The 18,410-nt window shown below is 70.4% G+C and carries 11 protein-coding genes and 1 tRNA gene; 2 read left to right on the forward strand and 10 right to left on the reverse strand.

Annotation, left to right across the window (positions count from 1 at the left end; translation table 11 throughout):
* Positions 1-16 precede the first annotated feature (16 nt).
* From manD to QMK61_RS10275, 3 genes are read right to left on the reverse strand one after another with little or no spacing between them, the layout of a single operon-like run.
* Positions 17-1,270 carry a D-mannonate dehydratase ManD gene (gene manD / locus QMK61_RS10265; RefSeq protein ID WP_302072105.1) on the reverse strand — a complete coding sequence of 418 codons (1,254 nt, stop codon included), beginning with the start codon at positions 1,268-1,270 and terminating at the stop codon, positions 17-19.
* A 1-nt stretch (position 1,271) separates the two neighbouring features.
* Positions 1,272-3,272: a sialate O-acetylesterase gene (locus QMK61_RS10270; RefSeq protein WP_302072106.1), complete on the reverse strand. Its 2,001-nt coding sequence runs from the start codon at positions 3,270-3,272 to the stop codon at positions 1,272-1,274.
* A complete protein-coding gene (locus tag QMK61_RS10275; RefSeq protein ID WP_302072159.1) occupies positions 3,266-5,404 on the reverse strand; it encodes an alpha-glucuronidase family glycosyl hydrolase in 2,139 nt (712 codons plus the stop codon). The genes QMK61_RS10270 and QMK61_RS10275 overlap by 7 nt, the downstream gene beginning before the upstream one ends.
* A gap of 253 nt (positions 5,405-5,657) precedes the next feature.
* Here QMK61_RS10275 and QMK61_RS10280 point away from each other — a divergent pair, with 253 nt between their 5' ends.
* Positions 5,658-6,689, forward strand: a complete 1,032-nt coding sequence (locus tag QMK61_RS10280; protein WP_302072160.1) for a LacI family DNA-binding transcriptional regulator — start codon at positions 5,658-5,660, stop codon at positions 6,687-6,689.
* 329 nt (positions 6,690-7,018) lie between these two features.
* On the opposite strand, the gene QMK61_RS10285 is transcribed toward QMK61_RS10280, so the two are convergent.
* From QMK61_RS10285 to QMK61_RS10310, 6 genes are all read right to left on the reverse strand, one after another.
* Positions 7,019-8,473, reverse strand: a complete 1,455-nt coding sequence (locus QMK61_RS10285) for a sugar porter family MFS transporter (protein WP_302072107.1) — start codon at positions 8,471-8,473, stop codon at positions 7,019-7,021.
* Between the two features lie 200 nt (positions 8,474-8,673).
* Positions 8,674-10,014 (reverse strand): xylose isomerase, encoded by a 1,341-nt coding sequence (gene xylA / locus QMK61_RS10290; protein ID WP_302072108.1) that lies wholly within the window; start codon positions 10,012-10,014, stop codon positions 8,674-8,676.
* Between the two features lie 61 nt (positions 10,015-10,075).
* The gene (gene xylB, locus QMK61_RS10295; RefSeq protein WP_302072109.1) at positions 10,076-11,590 is read right to left on the reverse strand and encodes a xylulokinase; all 1,515 of its coding nucleotides are present in this window, start codon (positions 11,588-11,590) and stop codon (positions 10,076-10,078) included.
* Positions 11,591-11,846: 256 nt separating this feature from the next.
* Positions 11,847-11,923: transfer RNA gene (locus QMK61_RS10300), tRNA-Arg, on the reverse strand.
* A gap of 175 nt (positions 11,924-12,098) precedes the next feature.
* On the reverse strand, positions 12,099-13,997 hold the full coding sequence (locus QMK61_RS10305) for a M61 family peptidase (RefSeq protein WP_302072110.1): 1,899 nt from the start codon (positions 13,995-13,997) through the stop codon (positions 12,099-12,101).
* Positions 13,998-14,122: 125 nt separating this feature from the next.
* Positions 14,123-16,051, reverse strand: a complete 1,929-nt coding sequence (locus QMK61_RS10310; protein ID WP_302072111.1) for a M61 family peptidase — start codon at positions 16,049-16,051, stop codon at positions 14,123-14,125.
* 259 nt (positions 16,052-16,310) lie between these two features.
* On the opposite strand from QMK61_RS10310, the gene QMK61_RS10315 reads away from it, so the two are divergent.
* Positions 16,311-17,159 (forward strand): energy transducer TonB, encoded by an 849-nt coding sequence (locus tag QMK61_RS10315; protein WP_302072112.1) that lies wholly within the window; start codon positions 16,311-16,313, stop codon positions 17,157-17,159.
* Positions 17,160-17,332: 173 nt separating this feature from the next.
* On the opposite strand, the gene QMK61_RS10320 is transcribed toward QMK61_RS10315, so the two are convergent.
* Entirely contained in the window at positions 17,333-18,352 is a 1,020-nt protein-coding gene (locus QMK61_RS10320; protein WP_302072113.1) for a DUF3667 domain-containing protein, read from the reverse strand.
* Positions 18,353-18,410: the final 58 nt, after the last annotated feature.

Below are 18,410 nucleotides of genomic sequence, written 5' to 3' on the forward strand. Positions count from 1 at the left end.
GCCCTTCCCGGCCTCCTCACCAGTTCCACATCGCGCCGTCTTCCAGCCGCGCGACGGGCAGCTGTTTCGGCGCATACGGATACTTCGCGGCCAGCTTCTCGTCGATCGTCACGCCGTGTCCCGGCGTGTCGCCCACGTGCAGGCGGCCGTCACGGAACGCGTAGTCGTGCGGGAACACCGCGTTGGCCTCGTCGGAATGGAACATGTATTCCTGGATGCCGAAGTTGGGCACCCAGGTGTCGAAGTGCAGCGCCGCGCCCATCGTCACCGGCGACAGGTCGGTGGCGCCGTGGAAGCCGGTGCGCACCTGGTACAGCGCGGCGAAGTCGGCCAGCCGGCGCATCGCGGTGATGCCGCCGCCGTGCACGAGGGTGGTGCGGATGTAGTCGATCAGCTGCTGCTCGATCAGCTGCTTGCAGTCCCAGATCGAGTTGAACACCTCGCCCACCGCCAGCGGCGTGAGCGAGTGGCGGCGGATCAGTTCGAACGAGGCCTGGTTCTCCGCCGGGGTGGCGTCCTCCAGCCAGAACAGCCGGTACGGCTCCAGGCTGCGCGCCAGCCGCGCCGCCTCGATCGGGGTGAGCCGGTGGTGCGCGTCGTGCAGCAGCTCGACGCCGTCGCCGTGGTCGGCGCGCAGGCGCTCGAACAGCTTCGGCACGATCTCCAGGTAGCGCGGCGTGGACCAGGTCGTCTCCAGCGGAAGCTCGCTCTCGGCCGGCTCGTAGGGCTTGCCCTTGACCGAGATGCCGTAGGCCTTCTTCACGCCCGGCACGCCGCACTGCGCGCGCACGGCGAGGAAGCCCTGCTCGACGAACTTGCCCACCTCGTCGCTCGCTTCCTCGATGTCGCGGCCGTTGGCGTGCGCGTAGACCAACGCCCCCCCGCGCGAGCGGCCGCCCAAAAGCTGGTAGAGCGGCAGGCCGGCCAGCTTGCCGAGGATGTCCCACAGCGCCACGTCCACCGCGGCGATCGCGGTCATCGTCACCGGGCCGCGCCGCCAGTAGGCGCCGCGATAGAGGAACTGCCAGAGATCCTCGATGCGGCCGGCGTCGCGGCCGATCAGGTTGGGCACCACGTGGTCCTGCAGGTACGACGCCACCGCCAGCTCGCGGCCGTTGAGGGTGGCGTCGCCGAGGCCGCTGACGCCGCTGCGGGTCTCGATCTTCAGGGTGACGAAGTTGCGTCCCGGGCTGCTGACGATGACGCGCGCGGCGACGATCTCGCGGTCGCGCGCCGAGCCGTGGGCGGGGGTGGCGGAAGCGGTGTCCATGTCAGTGCGTGCTCGCGGAAGTGACGGGGATCTCGAACGGCCCCGCGGGCAGGCCCGCCTGGTCGTAGAGCGTGCAGATCGGGCTGTCGGCCCAGCAGTAGCGCACCCGCGCCACCGCGTCCGCCGTCGCCGGCACGTGCAGGGTGACCTGGTCGCCGTGCATGTCGGCGACGGCGTACCGGCAGGTGCCGGGCCGCGCCCCGCACAGCTCGAAGCCAGCCGGATGGTCGGTGCTGTAGGCGACCAGCTTGCCGGTGACGTCGCCGAAGCGCAGCGTGACCGCGTCGCCGGCGCGCCGCGCCGACAGCGGCACCGGCCCCGACGGCGGCAAGGCCGTGTCGCCGTAGATCACGTGGCGCGCCACCCGCGCCAGCCGGCGGCCGAGTTCCTGCTTGTTGGCGGGGTGGATGTCGTAGCGCTCGCCGATGTCCACCGCGACGGCCAGGCCCGAGCGCGGGTCTTCCGCCGCGACCCGGCGCTGGCTCTCGCGCACGTCGGCCCAGCCGCTCTCGCCGGGCTGCGTGGGCGAGGGGCCGTAGCTGGAAAGCTGCACGATCAGGAACGGCAGGTCCGTGCCGAAGCGCGCGCGGAAGTCGTCGCGCAGCCCTTCCAGCAGCGCGCGGTAGTTGTCCGGGTCGCCGGTGTTCGACGCGCCCTGGTACCACAGCGCGCCGCGGAAGCCGTAGTGGCCGAGCGGCGCGATCATGCCGTTGTAGAGCGTGGTGAGGCCGGACGTGGACTGCCACGGCAGGCCCGGCGGCGCACCGTAGGCCGCGGGCACCACCTTGTACTGCCAGCCCCGCAGCGGGATCGAGGTGCCGTCCGCCAGCTTCAGCGCACGGCTGGACGCGGGGCCCTGCAGGCCGTCGTCGCGATAGGTGCCGAGCACGTTCAGCGCGATCAGGTTCACGCCTTCGTGCAGCACCCCGGCCGGCACGGCGTAGTGGCGCTGCACGCTGCCGTAGGCGGTGCCGACCCAGTGCCCGTTGACCCAGGTCTGGTCGATCTCGTTGGCCAGCAGGTCCAGCACGGCGCCCTGCGCGGCCTGCGCCTTGTCCAGCGTCACCGTGGTGCGGTACCACAGCATGCCGGTGAACTTGTCCAGCGACGGCACGCCCCAGTGCTGCCAGGCGCCATGCTGCAGCGGCGCGCGCCGCCAGCCGGGCTCGCCCAGGCTCGACGCGTTCCACGGCGCGTTCGCCGCGGTGGCGCCGGGCCGCGACAGCCACCAGGCCTTCCATTGGCGATCCCATTGCTGCTCGGCGCGCGGGCGGTTCTTCGCGTAGAGCGCGAGCAGGTCCAGCCCCTGGTCGTAGCCGCCGACCTTGCGCAGCGCCTGCGCGCTCATCCACGGCTCGATGCGCGAGCCGCCCCAGGCGGCCACCACCATGCCCATCGGCACCGGCACGGTCTTCTGCAGCTCGCGCGCGTAGTAGTAGCAGGTGGCGGAGAAACCCGGCACGTTGGCCGGCGTGGTCGGCAGCCAGTGGTCCGTGCGCGGGATCGCCGCCTGCGGGGTGGCGCTGGCGGTGTCGTCCACGGTGAGCATGCGCAGGCGGTCGTTCGACGCGTTCCGGGTCTCGGAATCCAGGTCCAGCGTGCGCCGCACCTGCAGCGCCATGTTGGACTGGCCCGAGCACAGCCACACGTCGCCGACCAGCACGTCGCCGATGGTCTGCGTGGCGCCGTCCGCGCTGCTCACGGTGAGCGTGTACGGCCCGCCCGCGGGCAACGCGGGCAGCGTGGCCTGCCAGCGTCCGTCGGCGTCGGCGCGGCCGTGCACGGTGTGGCCGGCGAAGCGGATCGTCAGCGCCGCGCCGGGCTTCGCCCGGCCCCAGACGGGGTCGGCGCGGTCGCGCTGCAGCACGGCGTGGTCCTGGAACAGCGGATTGAGCAGCGTGGCATCCGCGGCGCATGCCGCGCCCGTGCCCAGGCACAGCAGTGCCGCGACGCCGGCGAGCGTGCGGTAATGGAACGGCGTCGGCCTTGCGTCGGTCACCATGCGGAATACCCCGGCACGTACTTGAAGGAAAGGGACTGGTAGTACTTCAGCGGATGCGCCGGCGGCGCGTAGCCGGCCGGCAGCGGCAAGCCGTTGAGGCTCTGGAAATAGGCGAGGCAGGCGTCGCGCCACCACTGCGCCTCGCGCTGCTGGATGGCGAGGAAGCTGGCGACCTGGCGATAGCGTTCGTCGTCGACATGGCCTTTCAGGCCGGCCCAGGTTTCGCGCATCCGCCTCACGTCGTCGACGCCCTGCGTGTAGTGGCGCACCAGCGCGTCCCACAGCGTGCGGCCGGAGCGCATGCGGTACGTCCACGGCACGTGGTGGAACCACAGCAGGTACCTGTCAGGGATCCGCCCGAGGTCGGCGAATTCGCGCGCGACCGGCGGCGCGTACTGGGCCACCGCGTCGCTGCCGGTGGCGGTGCGGTCGAAGCCGATGCCGTCGTGGTCGGCGCGGTGGAAGTACACCGGCGTCCAGTCGGCGCGCGGGCCGCTGGCGTCCCATGGCTCCGGGCCGTAGTGGTGGCCGTGGCCCATCAGGTGGGCCAGGCCCAGCGGCGTCATGTAGTCCACCGCCGCCTCGCGCGAGCCCATCATCATGTCGACCACCGGCCGCACCACCGCCGCGTCGTTGCCGAAGGTCATGCGCGTCCATGCCTCGGCGATGGCGCGCGCGGACAGCGTGGGATCCCAGGCGAGCCGCCCGAACGCATACCAGTTGGCCTGGTTGAACACCGAGCCGCACCAGTCGCGGTCGGCGCCGATGTTGGCCACGCCCGCGATGCCGGTGAGGGCGTGGCCGTCCAGCGTACCGTCGACCACCTTCGCCACGGTGGAACCCGGGCCGCGCGCCATGGTGTCGGCCGACAGCGCCTCCCGGTACAGCGTCCCGAGGTAGACCAGGTGGGTGGCGAAGCCCAGGTACTCCTTGGTGACCTGGAACTCCATCATCAGCCGGGTCTTCGGCATCGCGCCGAACAGCGGGTTGAACGGCTCGCGCGGCTGGAAATCCAGCGGGCCGTTCTTCACCTGCAGCAGCACGTTGGCGGCGAACTGGCCGTCCAGCGGCTTGAACTCGTCCCAGGCCTGCTTGGTGCGGTCCTCGCCGGGCTTGTTCGCGTAGACGAAGGCGCGCCACATCACCACGCCGCCGTGCGGCGCCAGCGCGGCAGCCAGCATGTTGGCGCCGTCGGCATGGCTGCGGTGGTAGTCCTGCGGGCCGGGCTGGCCTTCCGAATTGGCCTTGACCAGGAAGCCGCCGAAGTCGGGGATCCGCTTGTAGATCTCGTCGGCCTTTTCGCGCCACCAGCGGCGCACCTGCGGGTCGAGCGGGTCGGCGGTCTTCAGCCCGCCCAGCTCGATCGGCGCGCTGAAGCGCACGCTGAGGTAGACGCGGATGCCGTACGGCCGGAACACGCCGGCCAGCGCCGCCGCCTTCTCCAGGTAGGCATGGCCGAGCACCAGCGGATCGGCGTTGACATTGTTGAGCACGGCGCCGTTGATGCCGATCGAGGCGTTGGCGCGCGCGTAGTCGGTGTAGCGCGGCTTCAGCTCGTCCGGCAGCGTCCACCAGTCCCAGATCGAGGCGCCCGCGTAGCCGCGCTCGACGCTGCCGTCGAGGTTGTCCCAGTGGTCCAGCACGCGCAGCTTCACCCGCGGCCGGTCGCGCAGGTCGAGCCGGTCCAGCGGCTGCGCGGTCTGCAGCAGGCGCAGGAAGCGGAACGCGCCGTACAGCACGCCGACGTCGGTGTTGCCGGCGATCACGGTGGCCGCGTGGCCATCCACCACCGCGCTGCGGACCAGGTAGCCCTCGCGCCCGAGTCCGCGCAGGTCCAGGTGCAGCCCCGCGACCAGCGGTGACGAGGCAGGCGTGCCGACGACGACCGCGCCGTCGTGCGTCACCCGGTCGGATAGCGCCGGCGCCCGGCCGAGCAGGCCGCCCAGGCCGCGCAGCAGTTCGCTGCGGATGGCCGCCTGGGTGGCCGTCGACGTGCCGGCGACCAGCTGGGTGGCGCGGCCACGGTAGGCATCGGCCTGCGCGGCCGGGAGCGGGCGATAGCGCAGCCACAGGTCGTAGCCGTCCTCGGCGCGCGCATGCCCCGCGCACAGGCACGCCACCAGCAGCCACAGGCCGGCGAAGAACGGGCGCGCCCACGCGGACCGGCGCGCGCCGGCCGTGCGCGGGGCCGTCGTGCCGCTGCGGCTCTTGTCACGCACGGATTCTGTTATCGCTACCATGTGCCAAGATGCATGCATGTCCGATCCGCTTTCAGGATGGATACCGAGTCATGTGGCCACCGTGCCGCGGCCTCCCCCGCCGCGCGCCCACTGGAGGGAAACGGCATTGAAGAAGGCAGCCAGGAAATCGGTCCGCCGCAAGGGCATGGCCGTCACCATCGACGAGGTGGCCGCCCGCGCCAAGGTCTCGCCGATGACGGTGTCGCGCGTCGTCAACGGCCACAGCAAGGTGCGCGACGCGACCCGCGAGAGGGTGATGCGCGCGGTGCAGGAGCTGGGCTACGTGCCGAACCGCGCCGCCAGCTCGCTCGCCGCCGCGCAGGACGCGCGCATCGCGCTGATCTACACCAACCCCAGCGCCGCCTACCTGCGCGAGCTGCTGCTGGGCGCGCTGCACGGCGCGGCGCGCACTGCGGCGCAACTGGTCATCGCCGACTGGGAGGGCTTCGACGCCACGGCCGAACGCAAGGCCGCGCGCGAGCTGGCCAAGAGCGTGGGCGGGGTGATCCTGCCGCCGCCGCTGTGCGAGTCCAAGGTGGTGATCGAGGAGCTGACCCGTGCCAGCGTGCCGATGGTGGCGATCGCCTCCGGCCACTTCAGCCACGACATCTCCAGCGTGCGCATCGACGACTTCCTGGCCAGCAAGGAGATCGTCGAGCACCTTGTCAAGGCGGGCCACACGCGCATCGCATGCATCAAGGGCCACCCCAACCAGGCGGCCAGCACGCGCCGCTTCGAGGGCTACCAGGCCGCGCTGAAGGAAGCCGGCATCGCCGCGGACGCGAGCCTGGTACAGCAGGGCTACTTCACCTACCGCTCCGGCCTGGACGCGGTGGAGAAGCTGCTGTCGCTGCGCAAGCCGCCCACCGCCATCTTCGCCAGCAACGACGACATGGCCGCGGCGGCGGTCTCGGTGGCGCACCGGCACGGACTGCGCGTGCCGCAGGACCTGTCCATCGTGGGCTTCGACGACACCTCGGCCGCCACCACCGTATGGCCCGAGCTGACCACCGTGCGCCAGCCGATCGCCAGCATGGCCGACTCGGCGATCGACATCCTGCTGCGCACGATCCGCCGCAAGCCCAGCGACACCCGCGTGGTGGTCGACCACGTGGCGGCGCACCAGCTCGTGCTGCGCGACTCGGTGGCGCCGCCCGGCGGCAAGGCGCGCGGCTGAGTCACCCGGCTTTGCAACCGGCTCTCCCGCCGGAGACCGAGACAACGACTCGATTTCCGGTGGCGACCACCTATCCGGCTCGTCATTCCGGCGCAGGCCGGACAAGCGCGCAGCGCGCAGAACGTCCGCAGGACGGCCCCGCAGGGGCGAGCGCAGCGAGTCATCCAGTAGCCGTAGGGCTTGAGCGAGCGTGGTCGCCACTGGATGACCAGACCTTCGTCTGTTGATAAAGCGCCTCCGGCCTGCGCCGGGATGACGAGCGAGAGCACGGCGCCCCACCGGCATAGGGGCAGCCGTCGGCACCGCTGGCAAGGTTCCGCCGCCCACGCCTAGCCCTCCATCTGCTCCAGTTCCTTGCCGCGCGTCTCGCGCACGCAGCGGAACACGAACCACACCGACAGCGCGGCGGCGGCGGCGTACAGGCCGTAGGCGCCGGCCAGGCCGATGCCGGCGAGCAGCAGCGGGAAGCTCACGGTGATGGCGAAGTTCGCCATCCACTGCACCGCGCCCGCCACCGCCAGCGCCGAGCCGCGGATCTGGTTGGGGAACATCTCGCCCAGCATCACCCACATCGCCGGCCCCCACGACATGTTGAAGAACACCACGTAGGCGTTGGCGGCGACCAGCGCCAGCAGGCCCGCGGCGTGCGACAGCACCAGGTGGCCGCCGGCATCGAGCCCGGCGCCGGCGAAGGCCGCGGCGACCAGCGCCAGGGTGACCGTCATGCCGATCGAGCCGATCCACAGCAGCGGCTTGCGGCCGATCCGGTCGATCAGCGCGATGGCGACCAGGCAGGCGCCGATGCTCAGCGCGCCGGACAGCACGTTGATCAAGAGCGCGTCGCTCTCGGAAAAACCCACCGCCTGCCACAGCACCGCGCCGTAGTAGAAGACCACGTTGATGCCGACCAGCTGCTGGAACGCGGCCAGCCCCACGCCCACCCACACGATCGGGCGCACGCGGCCGCGCGCGCGGTCGATCAGGTCCGACAGCCGCGGGCGGTGGCGGTCGCCCGCCAGCGAGGCGTCGATCTCGTCCAGCTTGGCGCGCGCCACGCCCTCGCCGTACAGCCGGCCCAGCACCGCCACGGCCTCCCCGTCGCGCCGCCGCAGCGCCAGGAAGCGCGGGCTTTCCGGGATGAACAGCAGCGAGACCAGGAACAGCGACGACGGCAGCGCCTGCACCCAGAACATCCAGCGCCATGCCTCCTGTTGCAGCCACAGCACGGCGGTGGAGGCCCCCGCGGCGCGGGCCAGCAGGTAGTTGCTGAGGAAGGCGCAGAACAGCCCGCCGATGATCGCGATCTGCTGCACCGTGGCCAGCCGTCCGCGGTAGCGCGCCGGCGCCACCTCGGCGATGTACGCGGGCGCGATGATGCTGGCGGCGCCAACGGCGAAGCCGCCGACGACCCGGGCGGCGACGAACCACCAGGCCGCCTGCGCCGCGCCGGCACCCAGCGCCGACAGCAGGAACAGCACCGCGGCCACGATCAGCACCGAGCGCCGTCCCCAGCGGTCGGCCACGCGACCGGCGAAGAACGCGCCGATCGCGCAGCCGAGCAGCATCGAGGCGACCTCGAAACCGGTCGCGGTGGCGCCGGAGCGGAAGGCCGTCTTCAACCCGTCGATGGTGCCGTTGATGACGCCGCTGTCGAAGCCGAACAGGAAGCCGCCCAGGGTGGCGACGCAACTGATCTGCACGATCAGCCGGGTGTTTTCCGTCCGTTGTGCGGGTGCGCTGCCTTCGAGCACGGCGCCCTGCGTGTCATAGATATCTGCTGCCATGAGCCGGTTCCCCTCCCCTTGCCCGGCTCACGCCGGCCTGTGATTCCCCGGTGTGCGCCGGGCCCCAGTCACCGTTCGCCCCCGGATCAAGTCCGGGGCAGGCTCTGAGCGTAGGCCCGCAGGGCCGGAGTCGAAGGGCATTGAGGGATGCTTCGACTCCGCTTGCTTGCGCAGGCCACGCTCAGCACGAACGGTACCCATCAACGCATCAGGTACTGGTTGACCAGGTTCTCGTAGCGCTCCTGCTTGCCGCTCACCTGGGCCGGCTCGCCGTTCGCGGCAGCCAGGTCGCGCAGCGCGGCCAGGCCCAGCTTGCCCTGCGCGAAGTCGTGCCCGGGGCCCTGGTCGAAGCTGGCGTAGCGCTCGGCGCGCCAGCGCTCCCAGGGCGACTGCGTCAGCAGCGCGTGCGCCACTTCCAGGCCGCGCGCGAAGCTGTCCATGCCGCCGATGTGGGCGAGGAACAGGTCGTCGCGGTCGGTGGATTCGCGGCGCACCTTGGCGTCGAAGTTCAGCCCGCCCGGCGCCAGCCCGCCCTGGCGCAGCACCACCAGCATCGCGCCCACGGTGTCGTACAGGTCGCTGGGGAACTGGTCGGTGTCCCAGCCGTTCTGCGCGTTGCCGCGGTTGGCGTCGATGCTGCCCAAGAGGCCGTGGTTGGAGGCCATCTGCAGGTCGTGCTCGAAGGTGTGGCCGGAGAGCGTGGCGTGATTGGCCTCGATGTTGAGCTTGAAGTCCCGGTCCAGGCCGTGCTCCTTCAGGAAGCCGACCACGGTCGAGGAGTCGAAGTCGTACTGGTGCTTCATCGGCTCCATCGGCTTGGGCTCGATCAGGAAGTTGCCCTTGAAGCCGATGCTGCGGCCGTAGTCGCGCGCGGCGGCGAGGAAGCGCGCGAAGTGCTCCAGCTCGCGCCGGGTGTCGGTGTTGTGCAGCGTGGCGTAGCCTTCACGGCCGCCCCAGAACACGTAGTTGCCGCCGCCCAGCTCGACGGTGGCCTCCAGCGCGGCCTTGACCTGCGCCGCCGCGCGCGCCACCACCGCGAAGTCCGGGTTGGTCGCCGCGCCGTTCATGTAGCGCGGGTGGCTGAACAGGTTGGCGGTACCCCACAGCAGCTTCACGCCCGTCGCCTGCTGGCGCTCTTTCGCCAGCGCCACCATGTGCTTGAGGTTCTGCTCGTACTCGGCGACGTCGTCGGCGTCCGGCGCCATGTCGATGTCGTGGAAGCAGTAGTACGGCGCGCCGAGCTTGGTGAAGAACTCGAACGCGGCGTCGAGCTTGTCCTCGGCGCGGCCCAGCGGCGTGCTCGCCGCGGTGTCCCACGGATAGACGCGGGTGCCCGGCCCGAACGGGTCGTGGCCGGCGTTGCAGAAGCTGTGCCAGTAGCAGACCGCGAAGCGCAGGTGCTCGGCCATGGTCTTGTCGCCGATCTTCCTGTTCGCGTCGTAGTGCTTGAACGCCAGCGGGTTGTCCGATTCGCGGCCCTCGTAGGGGATGCGGCCGATGCCGGGGAAGTATTCGCGCTTGCCGATGAAGGGCGTGCTCATGGGGTCGGGATTCCTTGTCGATACGGGAGATACGGAGGTGGGTGTGGGGCTCGGCAGCGCGTCAGTCGCCGTCCGCGGCGGACCGGTGGGCGTGGCTCGCCACGGCCGCTTCCAGGTGCTGCCGGAAACGGCCGTAGTGACTTCGGTAGACCGCGGCGGCGTTCGCGTCGGGCCGGGCGGACAATTCGGGCGCGAGGCGCACGTGCTCGGCCGCGAGGGCGGCGATACCGGCCTGGCCGCCGCCGGCATGGTCGAGCGCCCACAGCGCCTGCAGCGCGGCGCCGAAGGCGGCGCCCTCGGCCTGCGTGGGCACGTCCACCGGCAGTTCGAACACGTCGGCGACCATCTGCCGCCACGCGGCGCTGTGGCTGCCGCCGCCGGTGAGGCGGATGGCGTCGAAGCGCATCCCGGCCGCCTGCAGCAGTTCGTAGCCGTAACGCAGCGCGTAGGTGGCACCCTCCATCGCGGCGCGGTAGAGGTTGCCGCGACCGAGGTTGCCCGCGTCCATGCCGTGCAGGCTGGCGCGCGCGTGCGGCAGGTCGGGCGTGCGCTCGCCGTTGAAGAACGGCAACAGCACCAGCCCGCCCGCGCCCGGCGCGGTGCCGGCCAGCACCGCGTCGCCGTCGCGGCTGTCGAAGCCGAACGCGCGCGCCACGTTCTCGGTGGCCACGGTGCAGTTCATGGTGCAGATCAGCGGCAGCCAGCCGCCGGTGGAGGAGCAGAACGCGGCCCAGCGCCCTTCCTCATCCACCACCGGGCGGTCGGCATGCGCGAACAGCGTGCCCGAGGTGCCCAGGCTCATGCTCAGCACGCCGGGGACGACGTTGCCGGTGCCGATCGCCGCCATCATGTTGTCGCCGCCGCCGGCCGCCACGCGCACCGTGCGCGGCAGGCCGAGTTCGTCGGCGACGGCCGGGGCGATCGGAAAGCTCGCATCCGCCTCGACCAGCGGCGGCAGGCAGGCGGACAGGTCGCGTTCGCCATCGGTGGCGGCCAGCAGGGGCGCCGCCCAGCGCCGTGCGCGCACGTCCAGCCAGCCGGTGCCGGAGGCGTCGCCGCATTCCATCCAGCGCTCGCCGGTAAGCCAGAAGTTCACGTAGTCGTGCGGCAGCAGGATGCTCGCCAGTTGCCGGTAGGCATCGGGCCGGTGCCGGCGCGTCCACGGCAGCTTCGAGGCGGTGTAGCCGGCCAGGATGGGATTGCCCGCCAGCGCCACGCAGCGTCGCGCGCCGCCCGCGGCCGCCATGATCCCGTCGCACTCGCGCTGTGTGCTGGTGTCGCACCACAGCTTGGCCGGCGCCAGCACGCGGCCGGCGGCGTCCAGCGGCACGAAGCCGTGCTGCTGCCCCGACACGCCGAGCGCGGCGACCCGTGCGCGCAGCGCCGGTTCCAGCTTCACGAAGCAGGCGCGGATCGCGTCGAGCCACCACGCCGCCTCCTGCTCGCGGCTGCCGTCGTCGCCCGCGATCAGTTCCAGCGGATGGCCCTGCGTGGCGACGACTTCGCGCGTCGCGGCGTCGTACGCCACGAGCTTCACGCTCTGCGTGCCCACATCCAGTCCGACGACCAGGCTCATGCGTATCCCGTGCCCATAAGTGTTAGCGCTAACATCAACCTAACCAAAAAAATGCCGGCTTGGCAAGAACGATTTTTCGCGCCGGGTTCCACGGTCCGGCAGCAGACCGTGGAAACTCTACTCGCGCTCGTGCGAATTGCCATGTCGCAGCGCAAAACGACCGTGGCCGATATGCAGGCAGGAAGCGCACATGAAAAGCCCCGCGTGGCGCGGGGCTTTTCGATGAATCCGCCGCAGACGGCCGCGGATCGGCAACTGGCGCGCCCGGAGGGATTCGAACCCCCGACCAATGGCTTCGGAAGCCACTACTCTATCCGGCTGAGCTACGGGCGCATGGTGATGGTCGCGACGGCGGCGGACGTGTGTCCGGCCGACGGCGGAGGCGCAGTATAGCGGAGTTGGCGGGGATCGCCCATGCGGGCGATCTCCGCTCGCACGAGGGGCCGGCGCAAGGGCCACCCCTCGCCCCAACCCTCTCCCCTTCGGGGAGAGGGAGGAAAGCGCGCGCTCAGCGGGCCTTGAACAGCGTGGTGAGCGTGTCGGGCTTGCCGGTGTCGCGCACCAGGTGCGGGTACTTCAGGCCGTCGTGGTAGTCGATGCGGATGGTCTTGTACTCGTCGAAGTCCTTCACCAGCAGTTCAATCGGCTGGCTCTTGTCCTTCGCGGCGGCGGTCACGGCTTCCTTCAGCGCGTCGGGGTCGTAGTCATGGCCGTTGACGGCGACGACGGTCATGCCCGGCGACAGGCCGGCCTTGAACGCGGGACCGTCCCACAGCACGTCGCCGATCGCGCCGCCCTTGCCCACCGACACGCCGAGCGAGTAGGTGAGGTCGGCGAAGTGGCGGCGCGCCTCGAAGGCCTTCACCGCAGCGCTGGGCTGGTCGGTGTAGACCAACTTCCAGCCGTGCGACTCGAAGCCGCCGATCAGCGGGCCGTGGCCGTCCAGCAGGTTGCGCAGGTACTTCGCCCAGTCGTACGGGGCGATGTCGTTGAGCGTCTTCACCACGTCGTCGAAGGTGTAGGTGTTGGTGACGAAGCTGCCGTTGTCCATGCCGAAGAAGGCCTTGGCGAAGTCGTCGATGCTCTTCTTGCCATGGCTGAGCTCACGCAGCTTGCCGTCCACGTCCAGCCAAATCAGCTGGCCGGCCGAGTAGTAGTCCTCGCTGCTCTGGTAGTTGCGGTACGGCAGCGGCGCGCGCTGGGCGATGATCGGGTCGTTGGTGGTGTCCTGCACGTTGCGCCAGCTGGCGAGGCCCGGGCGGCCCTTGTCGTAGGTGGCGGCCACGAAGGCCCACATGTCGTGCGCCTGTTCGTCGTTCCACAGGCCGGAGCGCGAGGCCATCACCTGGCCCCAGAACTGGGTCTGGCCCTCGTACACCCACAGCAGCGAGTCCTGCATCGGCACGTTGAAGTTCGGCGTCCACAGGTCGGCCGGGCGGCGGTACTTGCCGTCCCAGGAGTGGTTGAACTCGTGCGAGAACAGGTCGCGGCCCAGCGCGTTCTTCTTCCACTCGGTGAAGAAATCGGCCGAGGTGCCGTCCTCGCTGGACTGGTGGTGCTCCAGGCCGTTGCCGCTCATCTTGTCGCTGAGCGAGACGAGGAAGTCGTAGTGCTTGTAGTGGTGCGCGCCGTACAGCTTGTACATCTGCTGCACCAGCTCGCGGAACGGCTTGACCTGCTCGGGCTTGATCTCGAGGTACTTCGGCGCGTCGGCCACGATGTCCATATGCACCGGGGCCTTGGCGCCGGGGTCGAGATCGATGCGCTTGAAGTACTTGCCGGCGTAGATCGGCGAGTCCACCAGGGTATTGAAGGTGGTGGTCTTGAAGTGCACGGTGTCACCGTCGCGCGAGGCCACTTCCAGCGCGCTGCCGAACTGCCAGCCGGCGGGGAAGGTCACGCTGGCGTCGGCCTTGATCTGGCGGGTGTAGTAGCCGGCCGGGTACAGCGTGTTGGCGTTCCACTGCAGGTTGAGCATTTCCGGCGTCATCACCACGCGGCCCTGGCGGGTGTTCTGCGGCGACAGGTACTGGAAGTCGACCTCGACGTTGCCGGCGCCCTGCGGCACCTCGACGTGGAAGGCGTAGACGTTGAGCGGGTCGCGCGTCCACGGGATCACCTTGCCGTTCGCCTTCACCACCAGGCCGGCGAACTTGTCGATCGGGCCGCTGGGCGAATGGTTGCCCGGCAGCCACTGCGGGTACAGCAGGGTCAGCGGGCCGGGTGCGGCCGGCACCACTTCGTGCACGCGGAATATGCGGTGGGCGACGTCGGTGGCGTCCACGCTGATCTGCAGCGTGCCCGGGTAGGCCACGTCCTGCGGCGGCGGCACATCGGCGAGTGCGTTGAGGCTGACCAGGCCGAAGGCGCTGGCGACGATGGCGGAAGCGAGGCGTGTGGCTTTCAATGGATTCTCCCTTGGGCTACGACCCGCGCGGAGGAACGGCGCGGGCACGAGGTTTCGATGCTAGACCGGCCGCAGGACCGGCTCCCCTGCCAGAGGTCATGCCGGCCGCAGCGGCGCGGCCCCGTCTACTTCTTGCGCGGCGCGATGATCGCCCCGAGCAGGTCCTTGCCGTCGGCACGCACCAGGTGCGGATACTTCAGGCCGCCGTGGTAGTCCACCTTCACCGTGCTGTAGGTGTCGATGTTCTTCACCAGCAGCTTGATCGGCGCGCTGCCGCCCTTGGCCGCCTTCACCGCGTCCTTCAGCGCCTCCGGCGAGTAGTCCTTGCCGTCGACCGCGACGATCTCGAGGCCGGGCACCAGACCGGCCCTGAACGCCGGGCCGTTCCACTGCACGTCGTAGATGCTGCCGCTCTTGGAAGCGGACAGGCCCAGCGAATGGGCCAGGTCGGCGCCCGGCCGCACGCTTTCCATCGCCTTGGTCTCGGCGTTCGGCTGGTCGGTGTAGACCAGCTTCCAGCCGCCGCGCGCGATACCGTGCTCGGGGAGTTCGGGGCCGGTGTAGTCCAGCCGCGCGTGCAGGAACGTCGCCCAGTCGAACGGCTGCACCTGGTTGAGCGTGTTCACCACGTCGTCGAAGGTGTAGGTCTTGGTGACGTAGCTGCCGTTGTCCATGCCGTAGAAGGCGCGCGCGAAATCGTCCAGCGAATGCCTGCCGCCGGAGAGTTCGCGGATCTTGGTGTCCACGTCCAGCCACAGCAGCTGGCCTTCGGGATAGAAGTCGGTGCCGCGACGCCAGTTGCCCCAGCCGCCGCCGCCGTAGTAGGTGAGCGGCGCGGCGTCGGCGGTGTCCTGCAGCGAGCGCCAGGCGCGGCCGGTGCGCGCGCTCATCGCGGCATCGATGTTGGCCATCGTGTCGCGGAACTGTTCCGGCGACCACAGCCCGGAGCGCGCGGTGAGCACGCTGCACCAGTAGTCGGTGAGGCCCTCGTACACCCACAGCAGGTCGTCCTGCATCTTCACGTTGAAGTTGGGCGTCCACAGGTCGGCCGGGCGGCGGAACTTGCCGTTCCACGAGTGCACGTACTCGTGCGGCATCAGGCTGGCCGCCAGCGTGTGCATGTCGTCGTTGGTGAAGAAGTCGGCCGGCAGGCGGTCGTCGCTGGACTGGTGATGCTCCAGCCCGAAGTGGCCGGTGTGGTCGGACAGGGTGAGCAGGAAATCGTAGTGGTCGTAGTGGTGCGCGCCGAACAGCAGGTTGGTCTGCGTCACCACCGCGCGCTGCTGCTCCAGCTGCTTGGCGCTGAGCTTGACGTCCTTGGCGTCGTCGCCCACCACGTTGAGGTGCACCGGCACCTTGGCGCCGGGCGCCAGGTCGACGCGGTCGAAGTGCTCGCCGGCGATCAGCGGCGAGTCCACGAAGTTGTTGAAGCTCACCGGCTTGAACCGCACGGTGCCACCGCTCTGGCTGGCCACCTGCAGCGCGGTGCCGAACTTCCAGCCCACGGGCAGCTGCACGGTGGGCTGGATCCGGATCTGCCGCGAGTAGTAACCGGCCGGATAGAACGCCACCTGGTTGAACTCCACGTCGACGAAGTTCGGCGTGGACGAGGCGCTGGCCCCGAACAGGCTGCCCTGCCCCGGCGCCGGCGACAGGAACTGGAACTGCAGGTCGAGCTGGCTGGCGCCCGCGGGCACGTCCAGCTTGATCGCGAACATGTCGCGCAGGTCGCGCCGCCACGGCAGCTGCTTGCCGTTGGCGGTGACGACGAGGCCGGCGACGTTCTCGATCGGGCCGGACGGCGCATGCTCGCCCGGGATCCACTCCGGGTACAGCAGGGTGAGCGGGCCCGGCTTCACCGGGATCGTCTCGTGCACGCGGAAGATCCGCTTCGGCGCGTCGGTGAGGTCGACGTTCACCGCGAGCTGGCCGGGATACGGCTGGTCGACCGGCGCCGGTCGCGAGGCATCCTGCGCGAAGGAAGAAGCGGGCAGCGACAAGGCCCCGATCACCGCGGCGGCGATCAGGCTGGAACGGAAGGCTGGGATTTTCACGCGGAGACTCCGGACGGACGCCGGCTCCGCGGACGTCCCGTCCGCATCACCGGCCGAAAAGCGCCGACGGCCGCGGAACGGCCACCGGCGTGGGACCGGGCGATGGTAGATCGAAGGCCGCACGGCTCACCCTGCCAGAGGTCATGCCGCAGGGGCCGCAAACTCTTGCGCCAGGCCGTTTTGCGCACCGTGCCGCGCTTGACCGTGCCACGGCCACGGAACAGACTGCTTCGCGGCAATCTGGGGAGGGAATCATCGGATGAGACGTTTCCTGCGAAGCATGGCATGGATGGCCGCCGGCCTGGCCTGCACGCTGCCGGCCCACGGCAGCAGCCTGCGGCAACTGCGCGAGTCGGCCGAGGCGAGCATGTTGGTGACCGGCAGCCTGATCGTGAATCCCGACGGCAGCCTGCGCAGCTACCGGATCGACGATGCGGCGAAACTGCCGCAGGCGGTGCTCGGCCTGATCTCGAAAAACGCCGCCGGCTGGCATTTCAGGCCGGTGTTGCAGGACGGGCGCGCGGTGGCCGCCGAGGCGAAGATGTCCCTGCGCATCGTGGCCAGGCCCGAGCCCGACGAACGCTACGAGTTGTCCATCCGCGGCGCGCAATTCGGCCGCGACGTCCACAGGGCCATCAGCGCCGACCACCGGGTGCCGCCCTGGTATCCGATGAATGCGCGTTTCGCCCGGGCCGGCGCCGACGTGTACCTGGCCCTGCAGGTCGACCGTACCGGCAAGGTCGTCGATGCGGCGGTGACCCAGGTCAACCTCACCGCGGTCGGCAACGACCGGCTGATGGCCGAGATGCGCAAGTCCTTCGCGGCTTCGTCGGTGGATGCCGGCAAGCGCTGGACCTTCAAGATCGCCCAGGGCGCCGTGCCGCCGCCGGACGGCTACTGGGTCGTCCGGGTGCCGATCGCGTTCAGGATCTCGCGAAGCGAATCCCGCGGACCCGCCTGGCACGCCTATATTCCCGGCCCGTTGCAGTACGTCCCCTGGCTGCAGCACGACAACCTGGCGGGCAACGATGTGGACGCCATGCCCGCAAACGGCGTCTACGACCCGCGCAATGCGCTCACCCTGCTCACGGGCTTGAACCGCGGCTGAGAGCCTGTTCAAAATCTCCCCGTGGCCCGCGCCGGGAGCTGTTTGCGCGCAGGCCAAGGAAGAGCGAGGGAGTGGACGTCCGTCCACGACGGAGCGATGACGCCGGCCTGTGGGCAAACAGACCCGGCCCGAAGGGTTGCCTTGCCTTGGCCGCCAGGCAAACCGGCTGACGCTCAACCCGGCAGTGCGCGGCAGGTCGCGAAGAACAGCAGCACGCGGTACAGCTCCAGCGACGCGCACAAGCCGCCAAACATCCATGCGGACAACGCCAGGCTGCCGAGGCGGGAAAACCGGAAATAGCCGCGCACGGCCAGGCAGAGGTAAGCCAGCGCCAGCAGGCCGGCGACCGCCGTCGGCACGCTGTCGCCCTGGAACGGCACCGGCAGGTGGCCGAGCAGCGCAGCAAGGCCATACCTGACGCCCCACAGCAGCCAGCCCACGGCCAGCAGCACCAGCAGCACGCCGCTCCAGGCGTGCGTGGCGAAAACCGCCAGCTCCGGCAGGTGGCGCCGCAAGGGCGCCAGCACGAGCCACAGCCAGCATGCGAGCAGCGGGATGAATGCGATCACCAGCGCACGCGACAGCTCGTCCGTGCGCTGGTTGTAGACCTGCTCGTAGCGCAGCAGCGCCTGCAGGGCCTGCGGATGGCGACCGGTGCCGGCGTCCCGCTGCAGCTCGGCTTCGCCCGGCACGTGCCCCGAGCGCCTGGCCGCAGTCATCGCCCGGTAGCCAAGGTCCAGGTAGTCCTGCATGGCGGCCGCGCGCGTCGCGGGCGTGAACTCCGACCCGAGCGCCCGCTCGGCCACCACGGCCTGCTTCGCCTGCGCCCACGGCGCCGCCACCAGCTGGTAGTAGAGCGGCGTGGAAAAGGTCGCGTCGGCGCTGAGCAGGAAGTACAGCAGGTTGACCGCGAAGAACAGCGCCACCGGCCGCGTGTAGGGCACGCGCCGGCCGCGGAAGTATTCGCGTGTCAGCCCGCCCGGCTTGAACAGCAGCAGGCGCAGCGAAGCGAGCAGGCGGCCCTCGCCATGCGAGAACGCCTCGAACCACTCGCCCGCGATGTGCCGCAGCGTATGTTCGCCGGGATGCAGGCGACGCTCGCCGCAGGCCTGGCAATACTCGCCGCCCAGCGGCGCGCCGCAGTTGGCGCACACCGCCGCGGATTCAACCGGCGCCTCCGTGGACTCCCGCATGGCCCGCCCCTCCTCCGGACCGGGCCATCATGCACCGGCCAGCGCGCCGGCGCACGTG

The sequence above is a fragment of the Fulvimonas sp. R45 genome, assembly GCF_030504985.1.
Classification (GTDB): Bacteria; Pseudomonadota; Gammaproteobacteria; order Xanthomonadales; family Rhodanobacteraceae; genus Rhodanobacter_A.